General features: G+C 70.6%; 22 protein-coding genes and 1 tRNA gene. 7 read left to right on the top strand and 16 right to left on the bottom strand.

Features of this window, described 5'->3' with window-relative positions; genetic code table 11:
• Window positions 1–88 precede the first annotated feature (88 nt).
• Window positions 89–1027 (top strand): intradiol ring-cleavage dioxygenase, encoded by a 939-nt coding sequence (locus tag OG289_RS25240; RefSeq protein ID WP_327316296.1) that lies wholly within the window; start codon window positions 89–91, stop codon window positions 1025–1027.
• Window positions 1028–1037: 10 nt separating this feature from the next.
• A complete protein-coding gene (locus OG289_RS25235) occupies window positions 1038–1871 on the top strand; it encodes a triphosphoribosyl-dephospho-CoA synthase (protein ID WP_327316295.1) in 834 nt (277 codons plus the stop codon).
• A 482-nt stretch (window positions 1872–2353) separates the two neighbouring features.
• Here OG289_RS25235 and OG289_RS25230 read toward each other — a convergent pair whose 3' ends face one another.
• The 4 genes from OG289_RS25230 to OG289_RS25215 all read right to left on the bottom strand — a co-directional run bounded on the left by OG289_RS25230 (window position 2354) and on the right by OG289_RS25215 (window position 8215).
• Window positions 2354–3577 carry an MFS transporter gene (locus tag OG289_RS25230; protein WP_327316294.1) on the bottom strand — a complete coding sequence of 408 codons (1224 nt, stop codon included), beginning with the start codon at window positions 3575–3577 and terminating at the stop codon, window positions 2354–2356.
• Between the two features lie 79 nt (window positions 3578–3656).
• Window positions 3657–5024 carry a MocR-like pyridoxine biosynthesis transcription factor PdxR gene (gene pdxR, locus OG289_RS25225; protein WP_327316293.1) on the bottom strand — a complete coding sequence of 456 codons (1368 nt, stop codon included), beginning with the start codon at window positions 5022–5024 and terminating at the stop codon, window positions 3657–3659.
• A gap of 62 nt (window positions 5025–5086) precedes the next feature.
• Entirely contained in the window at window positions 5087–6577 is a 1491-nt protein-coding gene (locus OG289_RS25220) for an aminopeptidase P family protein (RefSeq protein WP_327316292.1), read from the bottom strand.
• 93 nt (window positions 6578–6670) lie between these two features.
• Window positions 6671–8215 carry a PP2C family protein-serine/threonine phosphatase gene (locus tag OG289_RS25215; RefSeq protein WP_327320797.1) on the bottom strand — a complete coding sequence of 515 codons (1545 nt, stop codon included), beginning with the start codon at window positions 8213–8215 and terminating at the stop codon, window positions 6671–6673.
• Between the two features lie 524 nt (window positions 8216–8739).
• Between OG289_RS25215 and OG289_RS25210 the strand changes: the two genes are divergently transcribed.
• Together OG289_RS25210 and OG289_RS25205 are read left to right on the top strand one after the other, a co-directional pair.
• On the top strand, window positions 8740–9405 hold the full coding sequence (locus OG289_RS25210) for a bifunctional DNA primase/polymerase (RefSeq protein ID WP_327316291.1): 666 nt from the start codon (window positions 8740–8742) through the stop codon (window positions 9403–9405).
• A 56-nt stretch (window positions 9406–9461) separates the two neighbouring features.
• The gene (locus OG289_RS25205; protein ID WP_327316290.1) at window positions 9462–10067 is read left to right on the top strand and encodes a hypothetical protein; all 606 of its coding nucleotides are present in this window, start codon (window positions 9462–9464) and stop codon (window positions 10065–10067) included.
• Window positions 10068–10343: 276 nt separating this feature from the next.
• Here the strand turns inward: OG289_RS25205 and OG289_RS25200 are convergent, their stop codons facing one another.
• The 3 genes from OG289_RS25200 to OG289_RS25190 form a co-directional block, all read right to left on the bottom strand.
• Entirely contained in the window at window positions 10344–11309 is a 966-nt protein-coding gene (locus OG289_RS25200; RefSeq protein WP_327316289.1) for a DUF5926 family protein, read from the bottom strand.
• Between the two features lie 124 nt (window positions 11310–11433).
• Window positions 11434–12072 carry an ATP-binding protein gene (locus OG289_RS25195; protein WP_327316288.1) on the bottom strand — a complete coding sequence of 213 codons (639 nt, stop codon included), beginning with the start codon at window positions 12070–12072 and terminating at the stop codon, window positions 11434–11436.
• 245 nt (window positions 12073–12317) lie between these two features.
• Window positions 12318–13154, bottom strand: a complete 837-nt coding sequence (locus OG289_RS25190; RefSeq protein ID WP_327316287.1) for a glycerophosphodiester phosphodiesterase — start codon at window positions 13152–13154, stop codon at window positions 12318–12320.
• A gap of 283 nt (window positions 13155–13437) precedes the next feature.
• Here OG289_RS25190 and OG289_RS25185 point away from each other — a divergent pair, with 283 nt between their 5' ends.
• Both OG289_RS25185 and OG289_RS25180 read left to right on the top strand, forming a co-directional pair.
• On the top strand, window positions 13438–15018 hold the full coding sequence (locus OG289_RS25185; RefSeq protein ID WP_327316286.1) for a S1C family serine protease: 1581 nt from the start codon (window positions 13438–13440) through the stop codon (window positions 15016–15018).
• 134 nt (window positions 15019–15152) lie between these two features.
• Window positions 15153–15239, top strand: a tRNA-Ser gene (locus OG289_RS25180).
• Between the two features lie 832 nt (window positions 15240–16071).
• On the opposite strand, the gene OG289_RS25175 is transcribed toward OG289_RS25180, so the two are convergent.
• The 8 genes from OG289_RS25175 to OG289_RS25140 form a co-directional block, all read right to left on the bottom strand.
• Window positions 16072–17466, bottom strand: a complete 1395-nt coding sequence (locus OG289_RS25175) for a tyrosine-type recombinase/integrase (RefSeq protein ID WP_327316285.1) — start codon at window positions 17464–17466, stop codon at window positions 16072–16074.
• Window positions 17460–17666 (bottom strand): helix-turn-helix transcriptional regulator, encoded by a 207-nt coding sequence (locus OG289_RS25170; protein WP_327316284.1) that lies wholly within the window; start codon window positions 17664–17666, stop codon window positions 17460–17462. The genes OG289_RS25175 and OG289_RS25170 overlap by 7 nt, the downstream gene beginning before the upstream one ends.
• A complete protein-coding gene (locus tag OG289_RS25165; RefSeq protein ID WP_327316283.1) occupies window positions 17663–19126 on the bottom strand; it encodes a replication initiator in 1464 nt (487 codons plus the stop codon). The genes OG289_RS25170 and OG289_RS25165 overlap by 4 nt, the downstream gene beginning before the upstream one ends.
• 144 nt (window positions 19127–19270) lie before the next feature.
• The gene (locus OG289_RS25160) at window positions 19271–19969 is read right to left on the bottom strand and encodes a DUF2637 domain-containing protein (RefSeq protein WP_327316282.1); all 699 of its coding nucleotides are present in this window, start codon (window positions 19967–19969) and stop codon (window positions 19271–19273) included.
• A gap of 59 nt (window positions 19970–20028) precedes the next feature.
• Window positions 20029–20877, bottom strand: coding sequence for a hypothetical protein (locus tag OG289_RS25155; protein ID WP_327316281.1), 849 nt, complete (start codon window positions 20875–20877; stop codon window positions 20029–20031).
• The gene (locus OG289_RS25150; RefSeq protein ID WP_327316280.1) at window positions 20868–21434 is read right to left on the bottom strand and encodes a hypothetical protein; all 567 of its coding nucleotides are present in this window, start codon (window positions 21432–21434) and stop codon (window positions 20868–20870) included. The genes OG289_RS25155 and OG289_RS25150 overlap by 10 nt, the downstream gene beginning before the upstream one ends.
• Window positions 21431–21643, bottom strand: coding sequence for a hypothetical protein (locus OG289_RS25145; protein WP_327316279.1), 213 nt, complete (start codon window positions 21641–21643; stop codon window positions 21431–21433). Before OG289_RS25145 ends, OG289_RS25150 begins: the two co-directional genes overlap by 4 nt.
• The gene (locus OG289_RS25140) at window positions 21640–21990 is read right to left on the bottom strand and encodes an SCO3933 family regulatory protein (RefSeq protein WP_327316278.1); all 351 of its coding nucleotides are present in this window, start codon (window positions 21988–21990) and stop codon (window positions 21640–21642) included. The genes OG289_RS25145 and OG289_RS25140 overlap by 4 nt, the downstream gene beginning before the upstream one ends.
• A gap of 171 nt (window positions 21991–22161) precedes the next feature.
• On the opposite strand from OG289_RS25140, the gene OG289_RS25135 reads away from it, so the two are divergent.
• The gene (locus OG289_RS25135) at window positions 22162–22641 is read left to right on the top strand and encodes a GntR family transcriptional regulator (protein ID WP_327316277.1); all 480 of its coding nucleotides are present in this window, start codon (window positions 22162–22164) and stop codon (window positions 22639–22641) included.
• A gap of 321 nt (window positions 22642–22962) precedes the next feature.
• Here the strand turns inward: OG289_RS25135 and OG289_RS25130 are convergent, their stop codons facing one another.
• Complete coding sequence (locus OG289_RS25130; protein WP_442819055.1) at window positions 22963–24756, bottom strand: IS481 family transposase; 1794 nt, start codon at window positions 24754–24756, stop codon at window positions 22963–22965.
• Between the last annotated feature and the right edge of the window lie 494 nt (window positions 24757–25250).

Genomic DNA, 25250 nt, shown 5'->3' with positions numbered 1-25250 from the left:
GAGGGAAACTTCAGCTTTCTCAGCACTCACAGGTTCCTCTCAGCGTTCCCTCATGTCGCTGACGGATGGCGTTCCTACGTTCATGTTCATGACGGGAAATCACAAAGACACCAGCATCACCCGGCGCCGCGCCCTCGCGGTGACCGGCGGAACGGTCGCGGCCGGCGGACTCGCCGTCGCCGGCTACCAGTCGGCCTTCGCCGACACGGCCACGGACACGGAGGCGAGCGCGTCGGCGTCCGACACCTCGACGAGCAGCAGCTGCATGACGCTGATGACGAGCGTCACGGAGGGGCCGTACTACCTCGATGGCGCCTTGGTGCGCAAGGACATCACCGAGGGCAAGAGCGGCGTGCCGCTGACGCTGCGTCTGACCGTGGTCGACGCCACGGACGGCTGCACGCCGGTCTCCGGTGCCGCCGTCGAGATCTGGCACTGCGACGCCTGGGGCTACTACTCCGGCTACACCACCGCCAACCCCGGCGGTTCGGCCCCGGCGGAGAGCGAGGACGGCTCCACCGCCAACGACAACACCTACCTGCGCGGCTACCAGATCGCCAACGCCAACGGGGTCGTCAAGTTCGAGACGATCTTCCCCGGCTGGTACACGCCGCGCACCTGCCACATCCACCTCAAGGTGCACACCGGAGGCCAGAAGGAGGACGGCACCTATGAGGGCGGCAAGGTCAACTACACCGGCCAGCTGTTCTTCCCCGACGACATCGCCGAGGAGATCTTCACCCGGGAGCCCTACTCCCAGCACTCCGGCAGCTACACCACCCTCGACAACGACATGGTGTACGACGGCGGCGGCACTTCCAGCGGACTGCTGACGCTGAAGGCCGTGCACAAGGCCGACCCGTCCAAGGGCTACAAGGGGTCCATCACCCTGGGCGTCGACCCCGACGCCGAGAACACCGGCGCCGGGAGCGGCGGTGGCGGCGGTACGCCTCCGAGCGGTGCGCCCAGTGACGCCCCGACGGGCACTCCGCCGAGCGACGCCCCGTCGGCCTCCGCATCCTCGTAAGGTCGGGGTCATGACAAGCCGTGAGGACGAGGAGCTCGCGCAGGCCGCGGTGGCCGCGCTGACCGGTCAGCTGGCCCTGGCTCCCAAGCCGGGCCTGCCCGACCCCCGTGACCTGGCCGCCCGCGTCACCCGCAGGGACCACTGCGGGCTGCGCTGGTCGGCCAAGGCGCTCGCACCCGGCCTCGCGGCGATGGCCGCGGCCGCCCGCCGCACCGGCGAACCCACGCCCCGGCTCCGCGCGGAGCTGGGCGCGATCGGGAGGTGCACCGAGCACTCGGTGGGCCTCGCCGGCGGCGGGCACCGGGGTGCTCTGTGGACGCTCGGCCTGCTGGTCGCGGCGGCCGCCCTCGACCCCCGGGCATTGGGCGTCGAGGTCGCCGCGACCGCCAAGCGGATCGCCGCACACCCCGACCGGGCCGCCCCGCGACGGCCCTCGCGGGGCGCGACGGTCTCGGCGAAGTACGGCGCGGCCGGCGCCCGCGGCGAGGCCCGCGCCGGATTCCCGCACGTACGGCGGGCCCTGGACGCGCTCGCCGCGGCCCGCTCGGCCGGCGCGGACGAGCCCGCGGCCCGGCTCGACGCCCTGCTCACCGTGATGTCCACCCTTCAGGACACCGAACTCCTGCACACCGTCGGCCCCTTGGGCCTGCGCCACGTGCAGGCCGGCGCCCGCGCCGTCCTGGAGGCGGGCGGCACGGCGACCCCGGCGGGCCGCAAGGCCCTCTCCGACCTCGACACCGATCTCCACACGCGCGCGTGGAGCCCACGCGGCAGCGCAGGCCTCCTGGCAGGCGCCCTGTTCGTGGACTCCTTGCCGACCACCGCACTGGCACGCGCCGCCTGAGGCCGACGCGACGGTCGTCGGGCCGGTGCCGGAACCTGAGGCGCGAACCCCCGGCCGGTGCCACCCGGCCCCCGTCGCGAGCCACCCGCTACCGACGAGTGCTGCTCGGGTGGACGCGGTCGGCAGCCTCAGCCCGGCAGCCTCAGCCCGGCGCCTCAGCCCGGCAGCCTCAGCCCGGCAGCCCCAGCCCGGCAGCCTCAGCCCGGCAGCCCAGGCCCGGCAGCCCCGGCAGCCCCGGCGGGGCCGCTGCTGCCCTCAACCCGCCGCCATCAGCTTGCCGTCGTCCGCCCATCTGCCGTCCTCCTGTCTGCCGCCCTCAACCCGCCGTCGTCCGCGCGCCCGCTGCCGTCAGCTCGCGGCTGCCCGTCCACCCGCGGCCGTCAGCTCGCCGCTGCCCGTCCGCCCGCTGCCGCACGCGGGTCCGCCGTGTCGTCGTCCGCCTGCTCGTTGCCCTCAACCCGCCGCCGTCCGACCGCCCGCCGTCAGTTTGTCCGTGCCAGTCGGGACGTCGCCGGGTGCTCCCTCTCCCGGTCGGCGGCAGCTCTTCGGGCCGCTGGTCCCATGGCGTGGGACGCCGTCACCATTGCGGCGCCCAGCATGAGCCAGCCGGGTGTGCCCCACTCGATCAGCAGCCAGGTCAGGGCCAGGGGGCCGAGGGTGCGGGCCACCGTGACGCCGGTGCCGAACAGCCCCTGGTACTCGCCGACCCGGTCGGCCGGGGCGAGGTCGAAGGAGAGTTGCCAGGAGCCCGCCGACTGGCCCATCTCCGCCGCCACCTGGAGCACCGCCCCCAGCACCAGTACGCCCGCCGCCACCCACGGTGAGGCGCCCGCCGACAGTGGGAAGACCGCGCACGCGGCGCACATCACCCAGCCCGACCGCCGCACCGCGCGCGTGGCGCTCTCCAGCCCGGTCACGCCACGCGCCGCCCGTACCTGGAACGCCGTCACCGCGGCGGTGTTGAGCACGAACAGGGCGGAGACCAGCCAGGCGGGCGCCCCGGTCCGCTCGGTGATCCACAGCGGCAGGACGAGGCTGAGCAGAGGCAACCGCAGCAGCAGGACCGTGTTGAGGAGCGCCACCAGTGCATACGGCCGGTCCCGCAGCACCCCCAGGCCGCTCCCGCGCGGGCGGACTCCGCCGGGCGCCACCCGGGGCAGCCCGGCGAGCAGCAGCGCGCACACCAGGAAGCTCACCGCGTCGACCACGAACACCCCGAGGTACGCCGCCCGCGTCCCGGCGTGCAGCGCGAGTCCGCCGAGCCCGGCGCCCACCGCCAGACCCGCGTTCAGCGTCGCCTGGAGGCGTGCCAGCAGCCGCGTCCGCTCTCCGGCGGGCACCAGGCCCGCCAACAGCGCCTGCCGGGCAGCCGCGAGACCGGACTGCGCGGCCGCGTACCCGCATGCCACGAGAACGAACGGAACGAACCCGCGCACCAGGGTGAACGACGCCACCGCGAGCCCCGTCGCCAGCGCCAGCAGCACCGCCGTACCGCGCGCCCCGCGCCGGTCGGCCAGCCGTCCCAGCGGCACTCCCGCCAGCGAGCCGACCGCCCACCCGACGGTCAGCCCGAGCCCCACGCGCGCGGGGGCGAGTCCGATCACCTGGGTGAAGTAGAGGGCCGACGTCGTGTAGTACGCGCCGTCCCCGACCGAGTTGCTCAACTGGGCCAGGGCGAGCAGGCGTTGCGGGGAACTCTTCGTCATACGGACGACGTTAGAAGCGCAGTGGGCCGCTCAACAGCACCAATCGCACACCATGGGATTGGCCCAATCGGCTGCCCGATCAGGTTCCGTCCAGCACCCTCGCCAGCGCCTCCAGCGCCTCCGGATACACCCGTTCCCGGGGCGTGCCGTACCCGATCACGAGCCCCTGGAGGCGGTCGTCGGACGGCTCGTGCCAGTGCTCACCGAGGCGCCCCACCGCCAGCCCCCGCGCCTCCGCGCGCGCCATCACCTCCGCCTCGTCGGCGACCTCCACCAGCGCGTGCAGCCCGGCCGCGATCCCGCGCACGCTCCGGCGCGCCCCCAGCCGGTCCAGCAGCAGGTCCCTGCGCCGCCGGTAGCGCAGCCTGCACGCTCGCACGTGACGGTCGTAGGCGTGACTGTCGATCAGCTCGGCGAGGGCGAGCTGGCCGATGGACTCGGTGTGGTGGTCGCTGTGCAACTTGGCGTCGGCGACCGCGTCGACCAGGTGCGGCGGCAGCACCATCCAGCCGAGCCGCAGCGCGGGCCCGAGGGTCTTGGAGGCGGTGCCCAGGTAGACGACCTGTCCCGGAGCCATGCCCTGGAGCGCGCCGACGGGCTGCCGGTCATAGCGGAACTCCCCGTCGTAGTCGTCCTCGACGATCAGCCCGTCACGCGCGCGTGCCCACTGCGTCAGCTCCCGCCGCCGCCCGGGGCGCAGTGTCACGCCGGTCGGGTACTGGTGCGCGGGCGTGACGACCACGGCCGCGACGTCGCCCAGTTCGCCGACCCGCACCCCGTCCTCGTCGACCGGCACCGGCGTCACGGTGCCGCCGCCCCGCCGTACGACCTCGCGATGGAAGGGCAGCCCCGGGTCCTCCATCGCGATTCGGGCGCCGTCCAGCACGCGCGTGAGGAGCGCGAGGCCCTGCACGTAACCGGACGTGATCACGATCCGCTCCGGCGGCGCGATGACGCCCCGGGCCCGCCCGAGGTACCCCGACAGCGCGGTGCGCAGCTCGATGAGGCCGCGCGGATCGCCGTAGTCGTACGTCAGTGAGGGCGCCGTCGCGATGGCGCGGCGCAGTGCGCGCAGCCAGGCCGCGGCCGGGAACGCCCCGACGTCCGGGCTGCCGGGCCGCAGGTCGAAACGTGGCGCACGCGCGCGTGCGGCTGCCTCGGGTGGTTCGGCGGCGACGGGGGGCAGCGGGGCGACCTGTGTGCCGGAACCCTGCAGGGCGGTGAGGTAGCCCTCGGCGACGAGCTGGTCGTAGGCCGCCTTGACCGTGTTCCGTGAGATCCCGAGCTCGCCCGCGAGCCGGCGCGTCGCGGGCAGCCGCGTCCCGGGCGACAGCCGGCCGTCCCGTACGGCGTCGCGCAGGGCACGCTCGAGCCCGGCACGACGCCCTTCGCCGGAGTCGGCTTCCAGATGCAGGTCGACACCGACGCCGCACCAGAAGTCGTTCACGATGCCCCCTGGACATGTGAACGGCCGGGCACTCACCAGTACCCGGCCGTCCATCGGTGATGTCAGCTCTTCAGCGCGGCCATCCACGCCTCGACCTCGTCGGAGCGGCGCGGCAGCCCGTCCGACAGGTTCCGGTTGCCGTCCTCCGTGACGAGGATGTCGTCCTCGATCCGGACGCCGATCCCCCGATACTCCACCGGCACGGTCAGGTCGTCGGCCTGGAAGTACAGCCCCGGCTCGACCGTCAGCACCATGCCCGGCTCCAGCGTGCCGTCGACATACGACTCCACGCGCGCGGCGGCGCAGTCGTGGACGTCCAGGCCGAGCATGTGGCCGGTGCCGTGCAGCGTCCAGCGGCGCTGGAGGCCGAGCTCCAGGACGCGTTCGACCGGTCCCTCGACCAGGCCCCACTCGACGAGCCGCTCGGCCAGCACGTGCTGCGCGGCGTCATGGAAGTCGCGGTACTTGCCGCCCGGCCGGACGGCCGCGATACCGGCCTCCTGGGCCTCGTACACGGCGTCGTAGATCTTCTTCTGGATCTCGGTGAAGCGGCCGTTGACCGGCAGCGTGCGCGTGACGTCGGCGGTGTAGTAGGTGTGCGTCTCGACGCCCGCGTCGAGCAGCAGCAGGTCGCCGGAGCGGACCGGGCCGTCGTTGCGCACCCAGTGCAGCGTGCAGGCGTGCGGTCCGGCGGCGGCGATGGTGCCGTAGCCGACATCGTTGCCCTCGACCCGCGCGCGGAGGAAGAACGTGCCCTCGATGTACCGCTCGGAGGTGGCCTCCGCCTTGTCGAGGACGCGGACGACGTCCTCGAAGCCGCGGACCGTCGAGTCGACGGCCTTCTGCAGCTCGCCGATCTCGAACTCGTCCTTGACCAGGCGGGCCTCGGAGAGGAAGACGCGCAGCTCCTCGTCGCGCTCGGCGGTGACCTTGTCGGTCAGGGCCGCCTCGATGCCCGCGTCGTGGCCGCGCACGACCCGCACCGGGCCGGTGGCCTCGCGCAGCTTGTCGGCCAGCTCGCGCACGTCGGCGGCGGGGATGCCGTGCAGCTGCTCCGCCTCGGGGAGCGAGTGCCGGCGGCCGACCCACAGCTCGCCCTGGCCGGACAGCCAGAACTCGCCGTTCTCGCGGTCGGAGCGCGGCAGGAGGTAGATCGTGGCCTTGTGGCCGTCGGCGACCGGCTCCAGGACGAGCACGCCGTCCTCGGTCCGGTTGCCCGTGAGGTAGGCGTATTCGACGGACGCGCGGAAGGCGTACTCCGTGTCGTTCGAGCGGGTCTTCAGGTTGCCCGCGGGGATCACCAGGCGTTCGCCCGGGAAGCGAGCGGAGAGCGCGGCACGGCGGGCGGCTGTCTCGGCGGCCTGGGCGATCGGCCGCAGGTCGTGCAGCTCCGTGTCGGCCCAGCCGGACTTCATGCTCTCGGCAAGCTCGTCGGACACGCCCGGGTACAGGCCGTTCTTCCGCTGCTTGACGGGCTTGTCTTCGGCAGTTTCCGGGCCCGCTGCGGTAGCAGCATCATTGGGCACAGACGGAAGCTCCTCTGCCACGGTCATCCTCCTAGATACGGCGCTGGACCCCCTCCATCGTACGGTCGTACGTAAGGGGGCCCAGGGGAGAAGAACCTATTACCGGCTGTCACCGCCGCTCTACTCGAAGCGGGCCGCCAGCAGCACCACGTCCTCGTCGCTGTCCTGCTCGGCAAGGCCGTCCGGCAGGACCGTGCGCAGCACGTGGTCGGCGATCGCGCCGGGGTCGTGCCGCAGCGGCCTCGGCACGCCGGCGGCGGCCGCGTGCAGCCGGGCGAACGCGCGGTCGACGGGGTCGCCGGTGCGGTGCAGCAGGCCGTCGGTGTAGAGCAGCACCGTCTCGCCGGCCTCGGCCTCCAGCTCCATGCTCGGCGCCTCCCAGCAGGCGAGCATGCCCAGAGGCGCGGAGACGGTCGTCTCCACGAACTCCGTGCGCCGCTCGCCCACCAGCAGCGGCGGGCAGTGCCCGGCACCGGCCAGGGTGATCTTGCGCAGAGCGGGCTCGCAGTAGGCGAACAGCGCGGTGGCGGAACGGGCCGGCTCGGTCAGCCGCAGCAGCAGCTCCAGGTCGGACAGGACGGCGACGGGGTCCTCACCCTCCATCACGGCGTACGCCCGCAGGGAGGCGCGCAGCCGGCCCATCGCGGCGACGGCGCTCGGCCCGGACCCGGTGACGGACCCGACGGAGAGGCCCAGCGCGGCGTCCGGCAGCGGCAGTGCGTCGTACCAGTCGCCGCCCCCGCGCGGGCCGGTGCGGTGCCGGGCGGCGAGCTGGACGCCGGGCACGCGCGGCAGGCGGGAGGGCAGCAGCTCCTCGGCCATCGTCCTCATGCACGCGCGTGTGCGCTCGAGTTCCACCAGCCGGGCCAGGTGCCCGGCCGCGTACCGGACGTACAGGCCCACCAGGTGGCGCCGGCGCTCACCCGGCTCGGCGGGCTCGTCGTAGAGCCACACGGCCGCGCCCAGGCGGCCAGGCGTGCCGTCCGCCTCCAGGGGCAGTGCGTAGCTGGCGGCGTAGCCGAGGCGGGCGGCCACCTCGCGATGGCGGGGGTCCAGGCCGTCCCCGGCGAGCAGGTCGGGCTCGGCGATCTCCCCCTCGCCGCCGGGCAGTCCGTCGAGGATCCGGCCGTAGGACAGGGCGCTGCGCGGCACGGTCTCGATGTGGCCGAGATCGGCGCGGCCGAGGCCCAGACCGATGGTGGTGTCCGGCCCGAGCCGGTCGGCGGGCTCCAGGACGACGAGTCCGCGTCGGGCGCCCACGAGGGCTGCTCCGGCGTGCAGCAGCTCCGTCAGCGCGTCCGTCAGCGCGTCCGTGCGGCCAAGGCGTTCGGTGAGTTCGTGCAGGGTCGTGAGGTCCGAGACCCAGCCGGCGAGCCGGTCCGTCAGGAGGGCTCCCGGCACGGAGGAACCGACGGGGCCGGCGGGACCGGGGGAGGTTGCGGGGACCGTCGGGGTGCCCGGGGTGGCCGACGCGGGCGCGACAGTGTGGGCGGGCGAGGGAACCGTTGAATCGATTCCAGCCACTTTCGGAGGGTGAGGGGCGTTCATGGCGTCCGGCTCTCGGACCGGAGCGTATTGCTCAAAAGCATCGCAAACCCCCATGTCATTCTGCGCCGCTAGCGGTGTCTCCACATGTACACGCACTCGTGAGGAGATGTCCAGCATTGTCCTGCTGGGATTACTGGTGTCCGTGGGGTCTTCGGGGGAATCGCGCACGGTTCTTCCGGCTCCCTTGCGAAATTGCAAAGTTGGCTTAAAACTGCCTCGGGTAACGGGTGATTGCGGTCGACTGGCCTTGCTCCACGGAGCGTCACAGCGGTCGTGATGGGTACGTACTCGGTAAGGGCCAGGGGTCGTTGGGAGCTCATGGGGAGCATCCCGGAACCTGGTGACCGGCCCGGGCGTCATAGTCATCGACGACCGTGCCCCATCCTCCCGTGGCGGAGGCGAAGAGAAATACGCGCGACGTTAAACGCCAGACTTCGCCACCCCACGCCACGCCCAGGCATTAGATGGATGCAAGTCGGACGGAGTGGCCGCGGAAGCAGCCACCGCTCGGCCCTGAGGGGTTCCCCTTGTCTCGGACAGGGGTGTGATGCGCCAACAGATACGCACAGTGAAGTGATCGACGCATGGTGTGATGTGACCCACGGTGTTGCCAGCGGTGCAACGGAAAGGAACGAGCGCTCATGCGCGAGATCCTCGGAAAGCGACGCAGGCTCCTGTCCCAGCGCAGCGACGGGCGGCCCGAGTTGATTGACTCGGCCCTGACCTTCGCGACGGAATGGCAGTGGCCCGTCCTCCCGGGGGCGGCGGCGGATCAGCGGAGCACGTCCCGCTGTACCTGCCCCGACCCGGAGTGCACGGTCCCCGGTGCCCACCCCTTCGACCCAGGCCTCCTCGCGGCCACCACCGACGCGCGCATGGTGCGCTGGTGGTGGGGCAACCGGCCGGCCGCACCGATCGTCCTGGCCACCGGGGGCGCGGCCCCCTGCGCGGTCAGCCTCCCCGCCCTCGCGGCCTCGCGTGCGCTCGTGGCGCTCGACCAGCAGGGCATGCGCCTCGGCCCGGTCGTCGCCTCGCCCACCCGCTGGTTCCTCCTCGTCCGGCCCTACACGATGGAGCAGCTGGGTGAACTGCTCTACGCCAAGGACTTCGTGCCCGGCTCCCTGCGCTTCCACGGCGAGGGCGGCTACATCACCCTGCCCCCGTCCGAGACCGGCCGCGGCGACATCTGGTGGGAGCGCGCGCCGCTGCCCGGCTCGGCCTCGCCCTGGGTGCCCGACGTCGAGGCCGTGGTGGACGCCGTCGTTGACGCCCTCACTCGTACGGGTGTGAGCGCCCCCGAGTTGTAGGGGTATCGGGCGCGCGCCGGACGGGACGCCCGGGGTCGCCCTCTATCTTCCGCTACATGAACCTTCGTCTCCTCGCCCTCGGGGGCGCCGTGGCAGGCGCGATCGCACTGCCCCTGGCCATGGCGTCCGCGGGGCCGGCCGAGGACGAAGGGCGGGCGGCCCAGGTGGCCGATACCCGCGCGGCCGGTGCGGTGGCCCCGCACGCCGACGCGCGCTCCGACGGTGCGCCCGACGCGCGATCCGCCGACCGTACGGATCCCAAGGCGCCCCCTGTCCCAACCTCCCGGTCCCCGTTGCTGCTCGGCCTGGGCCTGGCCACCGCGGCCCGCTGCGGCCCCGAACTCACCTCGTCCGACGGCGTGGAGGCGCAGACCTGCGTGCTGTCCCAGGGCGAGGACACCTGGGCGCGCACCTACTACCGCAACGCCACCGGACGCGCCCTGGACGCCTTCCTCAGCCTCATGGGGCCCGCGGGCCGAACGGTGCGGACGAGCTGCGCGGTGGCCGCCGAGGACGAGCCGGAAACCTGCGAGACACCCCACGAGCGGACCCGGGGGGAACTGGCGGCGTACACGGCGGTCGCGGAGTTCGCCCGAGCGAGCGACGACGGACCGCTGCTGCTGCGCTCCGGGAGCAACTCCCAAGCGGACACGGGAAGTTGACGTGCCCTGGCGCCGTGTAAACGGAGCCTCGCGCAGAAAGGCCCGGTTGCTGGCGACGGGGGATGCACCAGCAACCGGGCTACTCGAACGGTAACAAGAGATCCGCGCTACGCAAATTCGATCTCCTGTTTTCCTCGGCTTTCCGGACACCGGCGAATCGAACCTTCTGGCGCCGACTCGCCTTGTGCGGGCGGCAGTTGTGAGCGCAGTCACGTAGCCGCCGGTGCCCGGCCTGCTGACCGGTCGGTCAGCGCGGCCGGGTTCGGACCTCGTGTGTCAGCTGAGGGTCACCTGTCGGTTGGTCAGGCCGCCACGCGCGCGACGCTCGTCGGCCGTGAGCGGAGTGTCCGAGGCCAGGGCCGTGGCGAGCCGCTCGGCGAACTCGGCGGCCGGCTTCTCCACGTCGTCCGCGGTGACCGCGCTCGGCAGGTCCCAGACCGGCACCGTCAGGCCGTGCGCCCGGAAGGAACCCACCAGACGCGTGCCCTCGCCGAGGCTCGACAGGCCCGCCGCGTGCAGCCGCGCGAGGGCGTCCAGAAGTTGTTCCTCCGGGTGCGGCATGACCCAGCGCAGATGGTTCTTGTCCGGCGTCTCGCACCAGTACGCGGCGTCCACACCGGTCAGCTTCACGGTCGGGATCGCCGCTGCGTTGGCCCGCTCCAGAGAGGCCGCCACCTCCGGCGCGGCGTTCTGCGGGTCCGGCACCCAGAACTCGAAGCCGCTGTGGACGACTGGCTCGAACGCGCCTTCGGGATCGAGTAGATCCTGCATACGCGGACCGTCGGCCGGGGCGCGGCGGGCCTGCACCGGGGTGCCGGGGTCCGCCTCCAGGGCCCGCTGAAGGGTGTCCGCCAGGTCGCGGCTGATGTCGCCCGACGGCGTGTCGTTCTGCAGGCCGAGCAGCACCGAGCCGTCGTCGCGACGCAGCGCGGGCCAGGCCATCGGCAGCACCGTGGCGAGCGTGACCGACGGGACGCCCTCGGGCAGGCCGTCCTTCAGGGTCAGCCCGACCGTGGCGGCCGGCACCAGTTCGCGCAGCGCCACCCAGTCGCCCTCGCCCGGCAGGCCCTCGAAGGGACGCTGTACCAGCTCGGTCGCGGCATGCGCGGCGGCCCGGCCGTGACAGGCCTTGTAGCGGCGGCCACTGCCGCACGGGCAGGGCTCCCGCGCGCCGACGACCGGGACCTCGCCGTCAGTGAGCTGCGGCCGTCCGGCCTTCGTCTGGGGTCGCTTCTTGGCCATCTGGGTGTCTCCCGGGTACGGCTCGTCTGGTACGGGCGGGAGCCTAGCCGTTCGTACGCTCCGTCACGGGAACCTGTGGACAACCCGCGGTCTGTGGACAACGGGCCTTGGGGTGTTCACAGGCCTAGTCCAGGTCGTCGAACGCGTCCGCGAAGTCCAGGCCGGGCATCGACGCCACCGACGGGGCCGCGACCCGGGACGCGAAGTCGTCGCGGCGACAGCCCGCGTCGGGGTCGTACACGTCCACGTGGACGACGACCCACACCGTGACCTCGCCGCGGGAGTCGTCCCGGACGCCCCAGTCGTCGGCCAGGGCCGTGATGATGTTGAGCCCGCGGCCGCCGTGCGCGGTGACGGAGGGGGTGGCCGGGGCCGGGCGGGTCGGGCCGCCGCCGTCGGTCACCTCGACCACCAGCCGGCCACCCTGATCGACACGCCACGCGGCCCGGACGTCGCCGTCCCCGGCCAGGGCGTCGCCCAGCGGCCTGCCGTGCTTGCACGCGTTGCTCAAAAGTTCGGAAAGGATCAGTACAGCATCGTCGATGACCGATTCCGACACCCCGCCCCTGCGCAACTGATCGCGCATGCGGTGTCTCGCGTTCCCCACGCCCGCAGGACCATGGGGTACGGCCATGCTCGACGACGCGGGCACCTCCTGTGCCACCACCAACGCCACCCCCGAGACCTCCTTCGCCCCACGCCACGGTGTGGATGCCCCATTGGCCTGTACCGGAAACCGGCCAATGCGGGTCCCGTGACGCATTCGGAATGGTCGAACACGGACCGAACGCGCCGGTGCACTCCCTGTGAGGGGCCTGTCAGTGAGTGGCTTGATTTGGATGGTATGGCCGAGAACGGAGGATGCTGTAGGCGCGCTGTGAGGTCAAGAGGTACGGATGGGACTTGGGGTGTTGTTGGGACTTCTGACGCTTCTGGTGCCGCTGGGGATGATCTGGGGCTTCTGTGAAATCGAGCGACGGGCTCAAGGGGTGAGAGCGGGGAAGGGGCTCAGCGGCCCAGTCGTCGCAGCACCGCGCGCGGGCGGTTGGTGATGATGGCGTCGACGCCCAGCTCGACGCAGAGATCGACATCCTCCGGTTCGTTCACGGTCCACACGTGCACCCGGTGACCGGCCCGCTTCAGGCGCTCGATGTACGCCGGGTGGTTGCGCACGATCCGGATCGAGGGGCCGGCGATCTCCACCCCCGCGGGCAGCCGTCCGTCGCGCAGCCGGGGTGAGACGAACTGCATCAGGTAGACCGTCGGCATCGTGGGCGCGGCGGCTCGCACACGGTGCAGCGAGCGGGCCGAGAAGCTCATGACCCGCACCGGGGACTCGGCCGCCGAGGCCGGCGCGTCCAGGCCGAACCGCTTCAGGAGCACCAGCAGCCGCTCCTCCACCTGTCCGGCCCAGCGCGTCGGATGCTTGGTCTCGATCGCCAGCTCCACCCGGCGTCCCGCGTCAGAGACGAGCTCCAGCAGCCGCTCCAGGGTCAGCACTGAGGTCTCCTCGCGATCCTCCGGCCGGACCTCCCAGTCGGGATCCTCCTCGCGCGCTTGCCAGGCCTCGCGCGCCTCCCGTGTCTTCCAGGATCCGAAGTCCAGCGCCGCGAGATCGGCGAGTTCCAGGGCGGAGACGGCTCCGCGGCCGTTGGACGTACGGTTGACACGACGGTCATGTACACAGACGAGATGGCCGTCGGCGGTCAGCCGCACATCGCACTCGAGGGCGTCCGCACCGTCCTCGATCGCCTTCTTGTACGCGGCCAGGGTGTGCTCGGGGGCCTCCTCGGAGGCCCCGCGGTGAGCGACGACTTGAATATGGTGCTGCCGTGCGTGGGTCACCGCGTCATCGTGCCACCGGCGCCCGGTCGTCTGAGAACCCTCTGAGATGTTTGGAGGATGCGCACTTATTGTACGTAATGACCCATATAAGGAATGGCCATGGACCCACAGCCACCGCTTATGGTGCTCTGACGGCCCGTGGGAAAAGCTGAGGCGTGCAAAAGCACATGCACAGCTTCAGCGCGCCGGGTCGACGACAGAGCGTGCGACAAAGCGCGACGAGCGCGGACGAGCGTGACCCAGTGCGACCGACGACAACAGCCGTGGATCGAGGAGAAGAGCTGTGAGCACCGAGAACGAGGGCAAGAACGAGGGCACCCAGGTACCCCCGGCCCCGTCCGCACCCCCCGTGCCGGTGGAATCTCCCTCGGCCTCCCCGCAGGCGCCGGAAGCCATCCCGGCTCCCCCGGCCTCCGCGGCGGGCGCGCCCGAGAGCGGCTGGCCGCCGCCCACCGTGCCCCAGGGCGCACCGGCGCCGGCCGACGGCGACTGGCCGCCGCCGACCGCCGCGCAGGTGCCCTCCTCGGCACCGCAGGCCTCCCCGGCCGCCCCCGGGGACGACTGGCCGACCCCGCCCCCGGCCACTCCGGTGTACGCCGACTCCGGCGCAGGCGCGCACGCGTACGGCGCCCCCGGTTCCGGAGAGCTCGGAGCGGGCGTACCGGGCGACGCCGGAGCCGGCGGGCTCGGTGGGGGTGACGGGACCGTCTGGGGCGCCGCCTACCAGCAGCCCGCGCCCAAGTCCCGCCGTGGCCGCGGCGGCCTTGCCGCCGCGATCCTGGTCGCCGCGCTGGTCGCGGGCGGCCTGGGCGGCGGCCTCGGCTACACGCTGGCCAAGAACGACGACGACAGCGGCTCGACGACCGTCTCCGCCTCCACCAACGGTGGTGACGTCAAGCGCGACCCGGGCACGGTGGCCGGGGTCGCCGCCAAGGCGCTGCCCAGCACCGTCACCATCGAGGCCGAGTCCAGCAACGGCGAGGGCGGCACCGGCACCGGCTTCGTCTTCGACACCCAGGGGCACATCGTCACCAACAACCACGTCGTCGCGGACGCGGTCGACGGCGGCAAGGTGACGGCCACCTTCCCCAACGGCAAGAAGTACGACGCCGAGGTCGTCGGGCACGCCAAGGGCTACGACGTCGCCGTCATCAAGCTCAAGAACGCCCCCACGGACCTGAAGCCCCTCGCCCTGGGCGACTCCGACAAGGTGGCGGTCGGCGACTCGACGATCGCGATCGGCGCCCCCTTCGGCCTGTCCAACACGGTCACGACGGGCATCATCAGCGCGAAGAACCGTCCGGTGGCCTCCTCCGACGGCACCAACAGCACCTCCTCCTACATGAGCGCCCTGCAGACGGACGCCTCGATCAACCCGGGCAACTCCGGCGGCCCGCTGCTGGACGCCTCGGGCAACGTCATCGGCATCAACTCCGCGATCCAGTCCACCGGCGGCGGAGGCCTGGGCGGCACCACCCAGTCCGGCTCGATCGGTCTCGGCTTCGCCATCCCGATCAACCAGGCCAAGTACGTCGCCCAGCAGCTGATCAAGACGGGCCAGCCCGTGTACGCCAAGATCGGCGCGTCCGTCTCCCTGGAGGAGTCCACGGGCGGCGCGAAGATCACCGACAAGGGTGCGAACGATGCCGCCGCCATCGAGTCCGGCGGCCCGGCGGACCAGGCCGGCCTCAAGCCCGGCGACGTCATCACCAAGCTCGACGACATGGTGATCGACAGCGGCCCGACCCTCATCGGCGAGATCTGGACCCACAAGCCCGGCGACAAGGTCACGATCACCTACGAGCGCAGCGGCAAGTCCCACACCGTCGACCTCACCCTCGCCTCCCGCAAGGGCGACAGCTGACACCCCGGGACGATCCGAACTGCCTCCCTCGAACCCACGCGCGCGTACCTCCCCGGTTCGGCACCAACTGACCCCCACGCGCGCGGGCCCACCCGTTACTCTTGTCCCCGCGCCGCCGATCACCAGCGGCGCGGGGAGGCGTGCCCGAGCGGCCTAAGGGAACGGTCTTGAAAACCGTCGTGGCAGCGATGTCACCGTGAGTTCGAATCTCACCGCCTCCGCGCAGGTCATAGACGTGCTGGTCAGAAGGGGTGCCTCTCACTGAGGGGCACCCCTTCTGCGTGAGTCCTGTCTCACCTTGATCCGGCTCTGTCCCGTTGTGGATCACTGAGTGTGGACCAGGCGTGGACCAAGAACCTGCGGACGGGGACCGGGAACCTGCTGGTCAGCGGCTAATGGCTAACGTTGGGGTGCTCTTGGCGGAGTCGGTGGCTGGTGCCCCATCGTTTGAGCGACGACCGACCTATCAGCCCATACTGTTGGCGACGGGCCGAGCCCGGAGCACCCACCGAAAGCGTCCTATCAGCACCGACTCAACCCACGCCGGGCTCCTAGCGCCGACTCGAGCTGGGGCCTGGGAGTAGACGCACAAGCCACCCCTGGCAGCCATCCACTCATACGCGGTGTGGTACGGGTGGCTCTGCCCCTGAGGATCATCTTCGATCCTGTATGTCAGCTCACGCCAGTGGTCCATGAGCCTGCCTCTGAGGCCCTCGCCACCAGATGCCTTACCGAAGTAGATGATCGCGGATTCGCCCTTGGGGTACAGCAGCGGGCGCCCATCGTTTACAAGGAACGCGTACACCCCGGGCGATCTCGGCAGATGACTCGGCCGCCCACCTGGGAACTCGAAAGCGCAGCTCAGGGGTGGCCAACCATCTGGTAAGAGGATCTCCCTGTTCAGATAGGCGAGCATGGTATCTGTCGGTTCTTGCATGGCCCGAGATAGTACGAGTCAGCACTGACAGGGCAGTCAACCTAGAAGCGCCGGAAGGTGCCACCCTCTCCCCGGTAAGGATGAGGGTGGCACCTGTTGCCGGAGTGCCGTTTGGCCTATTCGCCGTCAGCAGCCCCCAAGGCCCGCTCGATCTGTTGGTTCGCGTGCTGCTGGTTGCGGTGGATCGCCTTTGCGTAGAAGCGGAACAGGACTGCGATGCTGTGGCCTGCCCGGCGTGCGACCTCAGCCGGGGAGACGCCGGACTCAAGCCAGAGCGAGACGCCCGCGTGGCGCAGGGAGTACGGCACGTCAGCCAGGGGGGAAGCCGCTTCAGATTCGGTCAGCACCACGAGTCGAGCGGCCTTCCAAACCTCCCCGTACTCCTTGGACAGCAGGCCGCCACCTTGGGCCGCACGGAACAGCCGGCCGTCTTCCGCAATGCCGAACTCCTTGATGTGCTCGCGGACCAGGCGCACGAGGACGGGGGGAATCGGTACAGGTCGGGTCGCCTTGCGGGCCCGCTTCTTCAGGCCGCGCGTATCGAACGACTCGCCCGTGTCGGTCCACCCGGAGCCGACTCGGGGTGTGCTCGTCGACAGCAGCACTTCCCCCCAGCCATCTTCGGGCAAGGTGAAGTCGTCTTCCCGGAGATTGGCCGCCTCCCCAGGGCGGTTGGCCGCGTAGTAGAGGCAGCCGAAGAACGCCACGAGGTGCCGTCCCCGTGCCCCCTGCTCGCCTACAGCGTCGATCAGCGCCTTCGCCAGCTTCGGGCCGGGCACGAACCGGAAGTCGATCTCGTCGTCAGTTTCGGGCGGGGTCCAGTCGACCTTGTCGAGGGGCAGGGTCGCCAGCAACTCCCGTTCCACCGCGTACCGGAGGCAGTTGCTGAAGACTGTCCGTTTGCGATTCACCGTGTTCTCGGCAGCGGCCGTGCCGTCTTGCTTCAGCTTCAGAGCGTCGAGCGCCGCACGCACCACCGAAGGCGTGTTGAGCGCGGTGATGTCGACAGACTTTCGGCTGATCCAGTCCAGCGCCGCCACGATGTCGGCGGGAGGTTCCTCGACGTCGATGCGAGGCTTCAGCGTTCCGTCGTTGCCGAGGACGAAGCGGTAGACCCACGAGTAGAGGGCGATGCGGAGCACCTTGGGAGCAGGGGCCCCGCGGTTGTCCTTGACCAGCTTCGGCGTGATGGTGGCCAGCGTGTCAGCGATGCTCGCGCGGTGCTTGGCCGAGGCACCGGACCACTTCATTTCCGCGTACGTACGGGTGTGGGCGTACCAGGTGGCGGAGTTGAGCGCCTGCACCTCCGAGGCGGGAAGACCGGTCTCCGTGTCGAACTGCTCACGGTTGCGCAGGGCAGTGAGCAGCTCTGCACGGCGCCCGTCAGCCTGGGCCTTGATCTTGTAGCTCTTGGAGAAGGGGCGCGGACCGACGCGCCAACGGAGCTGGTACGCCGCCGCACGGTTTGGGCGCTTGCGGATGCCCCAGACCTGAACGTCGTAGGTCAGCATGCTTCCTGCACCTCGCAGCCGTCGAACCAGGCGTCGAGGTCGGCCTGGCGGATACGTATCTGGCCGTTGGGGAGCTTCAGGTGCCTCGGTGCCTGGCCCCGGGCGCGCATTCGGTAGAAGGCTGCGCGGGAGACCCTGATCTCAGCGAGTGCTTCGACCAGCGTCAGCGTTCGCTTGTCGGCGGTGGTCGGAGTGGTCACAGCCAGGGTTCTCCTTCGGACTTGAGGCGTTCGGTGTGGGCACTGTCATGGCGTATCTGGGCGGCGAGGAGCTCTTCGCCGGGGCGGTAGCCGCTGCTGAGGTAGGTCCACGAGGAGGCGGTGACGAGGGTGGTGTTCTCGTCGTCCACGGGGAGGCCGGCGCGGATGCGGGCGGCTTCGGCTTGGGCGGTGCGCCAGGCGCGGCGTACGTCGCGGAGCGCGCCGAGGGTGGTCGAGTACGCGCGGGATTTGCTGGAGAAGTGGCCGCGGAAGCCGAGCATGTGTGCCCACTTCCAGAGCTTCAGGTGGGCGAACTCGGGGAGGTGGCCGAGGGCCCAGGCGGTGCGGATCATCTGCCGGGCGTGCTGCTGGACGGGGAGGCTGGTGAGGGGTTCGGCTTGGCCGGTGCCGTCGCAGTCGGCGCAGAGGTCACGGAAGCCGTCAGGGCCTCGTACGTGGCCCCGTCCGGCGCAGGGGCGGCACATGAGGGTGCGGTCTACGGTGCCCGCGCCTTCCGCGTTCTTGGTGGCGTACTTGGCGACGTATCCGGCGACCTTGGCGTCCGTGAGTTCGCCGTCGCCCAGGGCAGAGATCTCGTCAACCTTGAAGCGGCCGCCCCATCTGATGACGCGTTCGCCGACCGCGTCCGACTCGACCATGAGCCGGGCACGCTCGACCGCCAGATCGACGGCGACGCTGAGTGCGTCGAAGGTGGCCCAGGCCGGGGGCGAGGTGGTGTGGCCGTCGGGGCCGTCTAAGCGGACGACCGCGTGGAAGTGGACCAGGCCGCGTTGCTGGTACTCGGCGACCTTGGCGAAGGAGACGCGGAGCGCCGCGTTGAGCGCCTTCTGTGTCATGCCGAGGTGCTCGGCGAGGGCGCGGCGCAGGTAGGTGGTGAAGCGTGCCCACAGCGCCCCAGCGTGGGCGTTCCACAAAACGGCGCCGGTGTAGTCGTAGCTTGCCGGGTGGAGTGGAGTGCCGAGTTCGGGCGCGTCCTGGGGGTGGCTTTCGCCGCATGCACAGGGACGGGGCTTGCCCGCGTCGGTCGTGGGGCGGTTGTGGACGGGGCCGAACGACGGGGCGGTGAGGGTGACGAATGCGCGGGGGTGGTCGCGGACGGCTTCGGCGACGTTCTTGCCGCCGGACAGCCCGGCCTTGATCAGGTGGTAGGTGTCGGCCGCGTAGAGGCGGGAGCAGGCCGGGCAACGGGAGGCCCGGCGGTTGCCGCAGGCGGTGAGGAGGCGTCCGGAGGGTTCGTCTTCAGAGCGGTAGGAGCGGACCACTTGCTTGGTGGTCTGGTCGGTGGTGACCGTCCAGCCGTGCAGGTTGACGGGGCTGGTGCAGCCGCGCAGGTTGCGGACCTGTTCCGTCACGCGGTCGAAGTCGTGTGTGTTGGCCAGCTCGACCAGGTCCCGCAGGCCGGGGCTGATGATGTGGCGCACGTCGAGGGGGCGGCGCATGAGTGGCGGGGTGTCCTTTCTGGCACGAGGGTGGGCGTGCGGGCAGCAGCGATTCAGTGCGCTCGGGCTGCTGCCCGCAGGCATGGCAGGTCGGCCCAGGGAGTGGGCAGCGGTGGGATGTGCCGGGAAGGCCGGCGGAAGGCCCTACAGAGCGGCGTGAAGCGCGGTGGCCATGGGGAGGCCGATCCCGAGTCGCGCCTTGAGCTGGGCCGCCGTGATCGGTTCGCCGTGCTCGGCGTGGTGGGACGTGGCGATGGAGCGTGCTTCGGTCAGCAGCGGCTCAGGCACCTTGACCGCAGGCGAAGCGGGAGCCGGGGCGACGTGAGGAGCGACCGGAACCGGGGCCGCAATGGTGAGGGGCACCGCAGGGCGGGATGCGTCAGGAGCCGTCTCAGGCTTCGACTCGATCTCGTCCGCCAGGGACGCGGGTTCGGCGGGGCGCGCAACGGTGTGGAAGGCGCGCAGGAGCTGGGGGCCGACGGAGCCCCAGCCGAGGAGGAGCAGCGGGGCCACCGCGTCAACGGCGGCGCGGCCGTAGTGTCCGGCGACGATGGGCTCGGCGACGTTGAGGGCCAGGGTCAGCAGTCCGGAGAAGTGCATCAGACGGGTGGCAGCCGTCATCTGGTCGGCGGGCAGGCCGCGCAGGGAGAGGTAGCGCAGGGCGACCAGGAGGCCGACCACGGAGAGGTCCACCATCGGAGCGATGAGCGGTGCGATCGGGCCGGGGACGCCCAGGCGCAGGGCGAGGGACCAGACGTTGCCGAAGGAGAAGACGAACGCCAACGCGGCAATGACGATCATGACGGCCGTGATGGTGCGCTGAGTGATCCGGTCCTCTGTCATGCGTATTCACCTCCTCTCCTGGGGTGTCGGGAACGTGCGGGCGATGTAGGTCAGGCTGCTCAGGCGTCGAGCTTGGTGAGGTTCACGTCCGCCATGGGAAGGCCGAGGAAGGCTTCGAGGAGGGCGGATGGGTCGGCGGTGAGGTTCGCCGTCTGTTCGGCGACGTGAGCCGCTTCAGCGTCGGGTACGTAGGGCGTGCGGATGCGGGTGAAGCCGGGCTGTGACTGGTGGTTCATGGACGCGACGCCGACGTAGGTGGGGTCCTGGAGGTTGATCGGGTTGGCGTCGGGCCATTCCCGGATCTCCTCGCCGAGCGCGGCCACGGCGGCTTCGGCAGTCTTCTGGGCGAAGCTCAGGCCCACGGGGCACACGTCGCGGATGAAGGTGGGGATTGCGTCGCCCGTGGACTTCTGGGTGGTGAGGATGGTGAGCAGCCCTACGGACCGGCCCTTCTTCACCAGGTCTTCCACGAGCCGGGCGTTCTCGGCGGCGAGCGCGGCCAGCTTCTTCGTCTGTTGGTCGCTGCCCTTGTGGTCGCGGAAGTATGTGTGGGCTTCGTCGACGATCAGCACGACCAGGGGCCAATTCTCGGACGGGCCGACGTCCCACATGGACTTCACTCCGAGCACTTGGCGCACCGACGCCGACCGGGCGCGGCGCAGCTCCACCAGGTGCCGGAACAGCTTGTTGGCCTCTTCCAGGTCATCGCCCACGAAGGCGAACATGCGTTGGACCCAATCCGCGTAGTCGCCTTCGTACGCAGCCGACACCTTGCCGTCCGCGCAGGCGAACTGCACTGCGGGCGACGGCGCCCAGTCGGAGAGAAGCCGGTTGATCAGGCTGGTCTTGCCGAAGCCGGGGAGGCCGGCCACGGTGACGCCGGGCACCTGCGTGAGGTTCACGGACACGGGCTGTGCGTACTCGTCGAGGCCCAGGTCCCACCGAGCCGTCTCGTCGGCTCGTCACCCGTGGGTCGATGTTCGGTGGGGAACTTCAATGGGTCGAGTCGTACACCTCGGATGAGGACCCGTCCGGGCTTGTCCTGGGTGATTGCGACCCGCGTGCATCTCCAGGCATCCGCCAGGTGTGGGGCGGCTTTCTGGAACTGTTGCAAGCCCACGCCGGGCAGGCAGTTCGCCCGCGCGATCACCCCGTACGCGTCGTGCGTGACCTTCAAGGCAGGTATGAGAACACGGGGCCTGATGGGCTTGCCGTCCGTGTTCGCCAGCGACGCGAGCGCGGTCGGGGTCTTGTCCGTGGCCGACAGCTTGAGCATCGGCGCGAGCCGCTTCCAGCCCCGCCTGATGCGTACGGCCTGCCGGATGGACTGCCGGGTCATGGCGTCGGCGTGCAGGTAGCGGACCACCCACCAGGTCGTCCATCCGACGAGCACGGCCAGGGCCAGGCCGACCACCGAGGAGGCGAAGTCGAAGGCTCCTTCCACCGTGTTGTTGTGGTCCTTCATCTGTCCTTCTCCAACGGCTTGTAGAGGAAGGCCGCGAGGGCCGATTCGAGGGCCGCCCGATCCGCCTGGGCGTCGAGGCGGGGGTAGCCGTAGCCGACGAGCACGGCCGCCAGCGAGGTCACGAGTGAGTCGGTGAACCAAGCGCCCGGCCCGGCGTGAGGCAGCGGGTAGCTGCGCTCAGCACCGGACTGGGAAGCGTTGACACTCACGCTGCCTCGGCAGCGAGGCCGACCAGGTCCACGCGGTCCGCGCGGTAGGCGATGCCGTCCGAGAGCGAGCCGTTGAAGATCCGCGCCCACGGAGTGGCGAACAGCTCCACCGGCATGACCGGCACACCGGGCTTGAGGCCGTTGGGGAGACCGGTCTCCGGAACGGTGATCTTCAGCGCCTCGGCACGGTCCTCCTCCATGAAGAAGAGGGTGAGCGTGTAGAGCTTCGCGCCGGTCTCACGGTCGGTCGCGAACTGCGTCTTCTCCTGGTCCGCGTACTTCGGCACCGGCAGGGTGCCGACCATGAACGACGACGTGGGGAGCAGGCCAACACGGATGCGTGCCATGGGAGTTGATTCCTCTCGATTGCACTCCACCAGGGCGGTGGGGCGTGATCACCATTGAACATAGCTGACCTAGCAGTGTCAAGTGAGTGGGGTGAGCTAGATGTCATCTGAGATAGGCCACCTATGTCACTGGGGTGTGCTAGGGCTGCTAGAAATCGCTACTCTTGGGCCATGAGCCCCGCGCCAGACAGCAAGCAGGACCGTCGGCCGCCGTATCAGCACGCTGCCGACGAGCTTCGGCGTGACGTCCTACAAGGGCGGATCAAGCCCGGCGAGCAGATGCCGTCCATTCGCGAGCTACAGGATCGCTTTGGCGTCGCCAACATGACCGCGAGGGCGGCGCTCAATGTGCTTCGCGATGAGGGCTTGATCTACACGATCCACGGTCGGGGCAGCTTCGTTGCAGACCACGACGCCGGCGGCGAGTTCTCGGTGAACTACACCGCACCGGCTTGGTACTTGGCGAACAAGGGCGAGAAGCCCAGCCAGACAGAGCAGGGGGAGGGAAGGCCCGACGACGCCGAAGCCGCCGGGGCCACCCTCGCTGACATGCTCACAGCTCTACGGGACGAAATCCGTGCCCTCAGCGCTGATCATCAGGAACTGCGGCGTGAGGTCGAGGAGTTGAAGGCTCAGCGGTCGAAGCCGTAGTCCTGAGCTGGGCCACTTCCTCTCGCAACTCCCTGGTGTCCCTCCTGAGGCGGACGACCATGGCCCGCATCTCCTTGATCAGCGCGGCAACCTGATCCGTGTCCCCGACGTGAATGCTGGTCGACCCCATTTCGTTGTCCGGTATGTGCTCGCTCATTGCTCCCCGCTTGCCGCCGTGCCGTTGTTCCGTACCGTGCTTGCTCGGACCGCCGGGGCTTGCCCACGGCACCGTGTCTCTCAGGTTGCGCGACCACTGCCCTGCGGTGTCTAGTCCCAGGTGATGGCTGACGTTCTGGTCCCAGGTGATGCTTGACGGTGGGCCTAGACAACATCGGAAACTTCACGGGGTTTGTTCGCCTTCACGTGGCGGACGGGAATGTCGGTGGTGCGCTGGATGACGCGGACCTGGCCGTCCAGGTGGACGGTGAGGGTCGCGTCCGACACGTGCACGGTCACCGTCTGGCCTGCGTAGGGGCGGCCGAGGGAGACGCTCTGGCGGCAGACCATGATCGTGCCCACAGCGCTGATCCGCCGCTGCACCCGCACCGGCTCCACGCTCGGCCTGGGCGGCGGGCCTGCGGGCCGCAGACCGCGCAGACGCTGGACTTCGTCGGAGCTGAGCGGGTTGGGCCGCACCCGCAGCAGCTCCCGCGAGGACAGGTCGAAGAACGACAGCGTCTCACCGTCTATCCGGATGCCCACCTGGCGGCCGCCGAGAATCTCCGCGGCCAGCACCTGGTGCCCGCCCAGGCCCACCAGCCCGCTGTTGTTCACCACCCGGTCCACCTCGAACGCCGCCCCGTCGCCGACAGGCAGCGGTGCCGGGCCGGCCGCACGTCCTCCCCGGGCCGCCAGCACCGCCAGATCAGAGACGGACAGGTGCGAGCGCACGGTCTTGATCCGCGTCCCCGCGACCAGCACATGGATCACCGAGGTGTCGGCCCAGAACGTCACCGTCAGCCCCGAGCGGGCCGGACTGAGCCAGAACTGCTTGCCCGCCACCTGCAGATTCCCACTCGCAGGCACCACCCGCTCGAACTCCACCGGCCCGCCCTCGTCCGCCGGCACCACCTCGGGAGGGGCGGGAACAGGCACCGCTTCGGCCGGATCCGGGACCACCACAGGCGCCGTCCGCTGCTGCGGCACCAGGGCAAGCACTCCAGGGATCCTCAGGCTCAGCACGTCCCGTTCCTGCTCGGGAACCGGGGTGAACCGGTCCGCCGGGGACTGCATGTCCAGGGCCTGGTGCGGCCGCTCGGAGTTGTACTCCTCCACCCACGCATCCAGCGCCGCCTGAGCCGCTGCGATGCTCTCGAACGCGCCGCAGTCGTCGAGGAGTTCACGCCGCAGCGTCTGATGGAACCGCTCGACCTTGCCCGTCGTGGTCGGCGACGCCGGCTGGGTCAGCCGGTGCGCGATCCCGTTCTCCCGGCAGATCCGGTCGAACAGCACCTCACCGCCCTGCCCGAACCGGTCGGTGAACTGTTTGCCGTTGTCCGTGAGCACCTCTTCCGGCACCCCGAACGTCTGCAAGGCTTGGGCGAACGCCGCGCAGACCGCCCGGCCGGTCGCCCGCTCGACCACCGATGCGATCACGCAGTACCGGGAATGGTCATCCACGCCGGTCACGACCTTGGCCTCGGTCAGCTCGCCGGTGACCGGGTTGACCAGCATCACCCCGCCGACGATGTCCATCTGCCACAACTGCATGGCACGGTCCCGCTGCCAGCGCTTGTAATCCGACCGCTTCCGGCGCCTGACCCCCGGCTCCACCAGCCCATGCCGCACCAGGATCCGATACACCGTCATCCGTGACGGCACCGGGCTCACCTCCCCGGACCGCTCCAGCACATGAGCGATCCGCCGCGGCCCCCACCGGGGATGCTTGCGCCGCAGCTCACACACAGCCGCCTCCACCTCGGCAGACGCCTGATGCGGACACGAAGCCGGCCTACGGGAACGGTCCGCCAGTCCAGCCAGGCCCGACGCGGCATACCGGGACTTCCACCCGCTCACGGTCTGCCTGGAAACACCTAGCTGAGCGGCGATCTCCGTCACCGTCGCACCCGCCAGCACCGCCAGAACAGCCCGGTATCTCTGCTCGACAACCGACAACTCCACCAGAGCCAATCCCGGCCTCCCCACACGCACCGCAACGACGCGCACAGCAAAGCCGATCACGGCCACCGTCAACCATCAGCTGGGATCGAAGTGTCAAGCATCTCCCGGGACCGGACAACCACTGCCCTGCGGTGCTGTTCAGAGTTTCTTTACTGGATCAAGGCGGCCCGCCTGCGGCGGCCCGCGCGCGCTGGCGGCCACGGGCCGCCGCCGCTCCCTGTCTCCGCCACCGCTGCGCCGGCCCCCGGCCACTCAGCGCGCAACACCGCCAAGGCAGACAGCCAGGCCAGGAAGCAACTCGACCAGCCCGAGCACCAGGACCACGACCAGGACCAGGCCGAGCCCGACCAAGCGTGACCGCGCCGTCCGGCTGACCACGGTTTCACAATCGGAAAGCGTGGCTGAGGCCGGAACGGGGTTGCTGGAGGCACACGTGACGGGTGCTCGTTCGGCGCTCCCGCCGCCGTGGCTGACTTTCGGTGGCTCAG

Origin of the sequence: Streptomyces sp. NBC_01235 (assembly GCF_035989285.1) — a bacterium.
Classification (GTDB): Bacteria; Actinomycetota; Actinomycetes; order Streptomycetales; family Streptomycetaceae; genus Streptomyces.
Note: the sequence above shows the minus strand (reverse complement) of the source record. Positions and strands in the feature narration are given on the sequence as shown.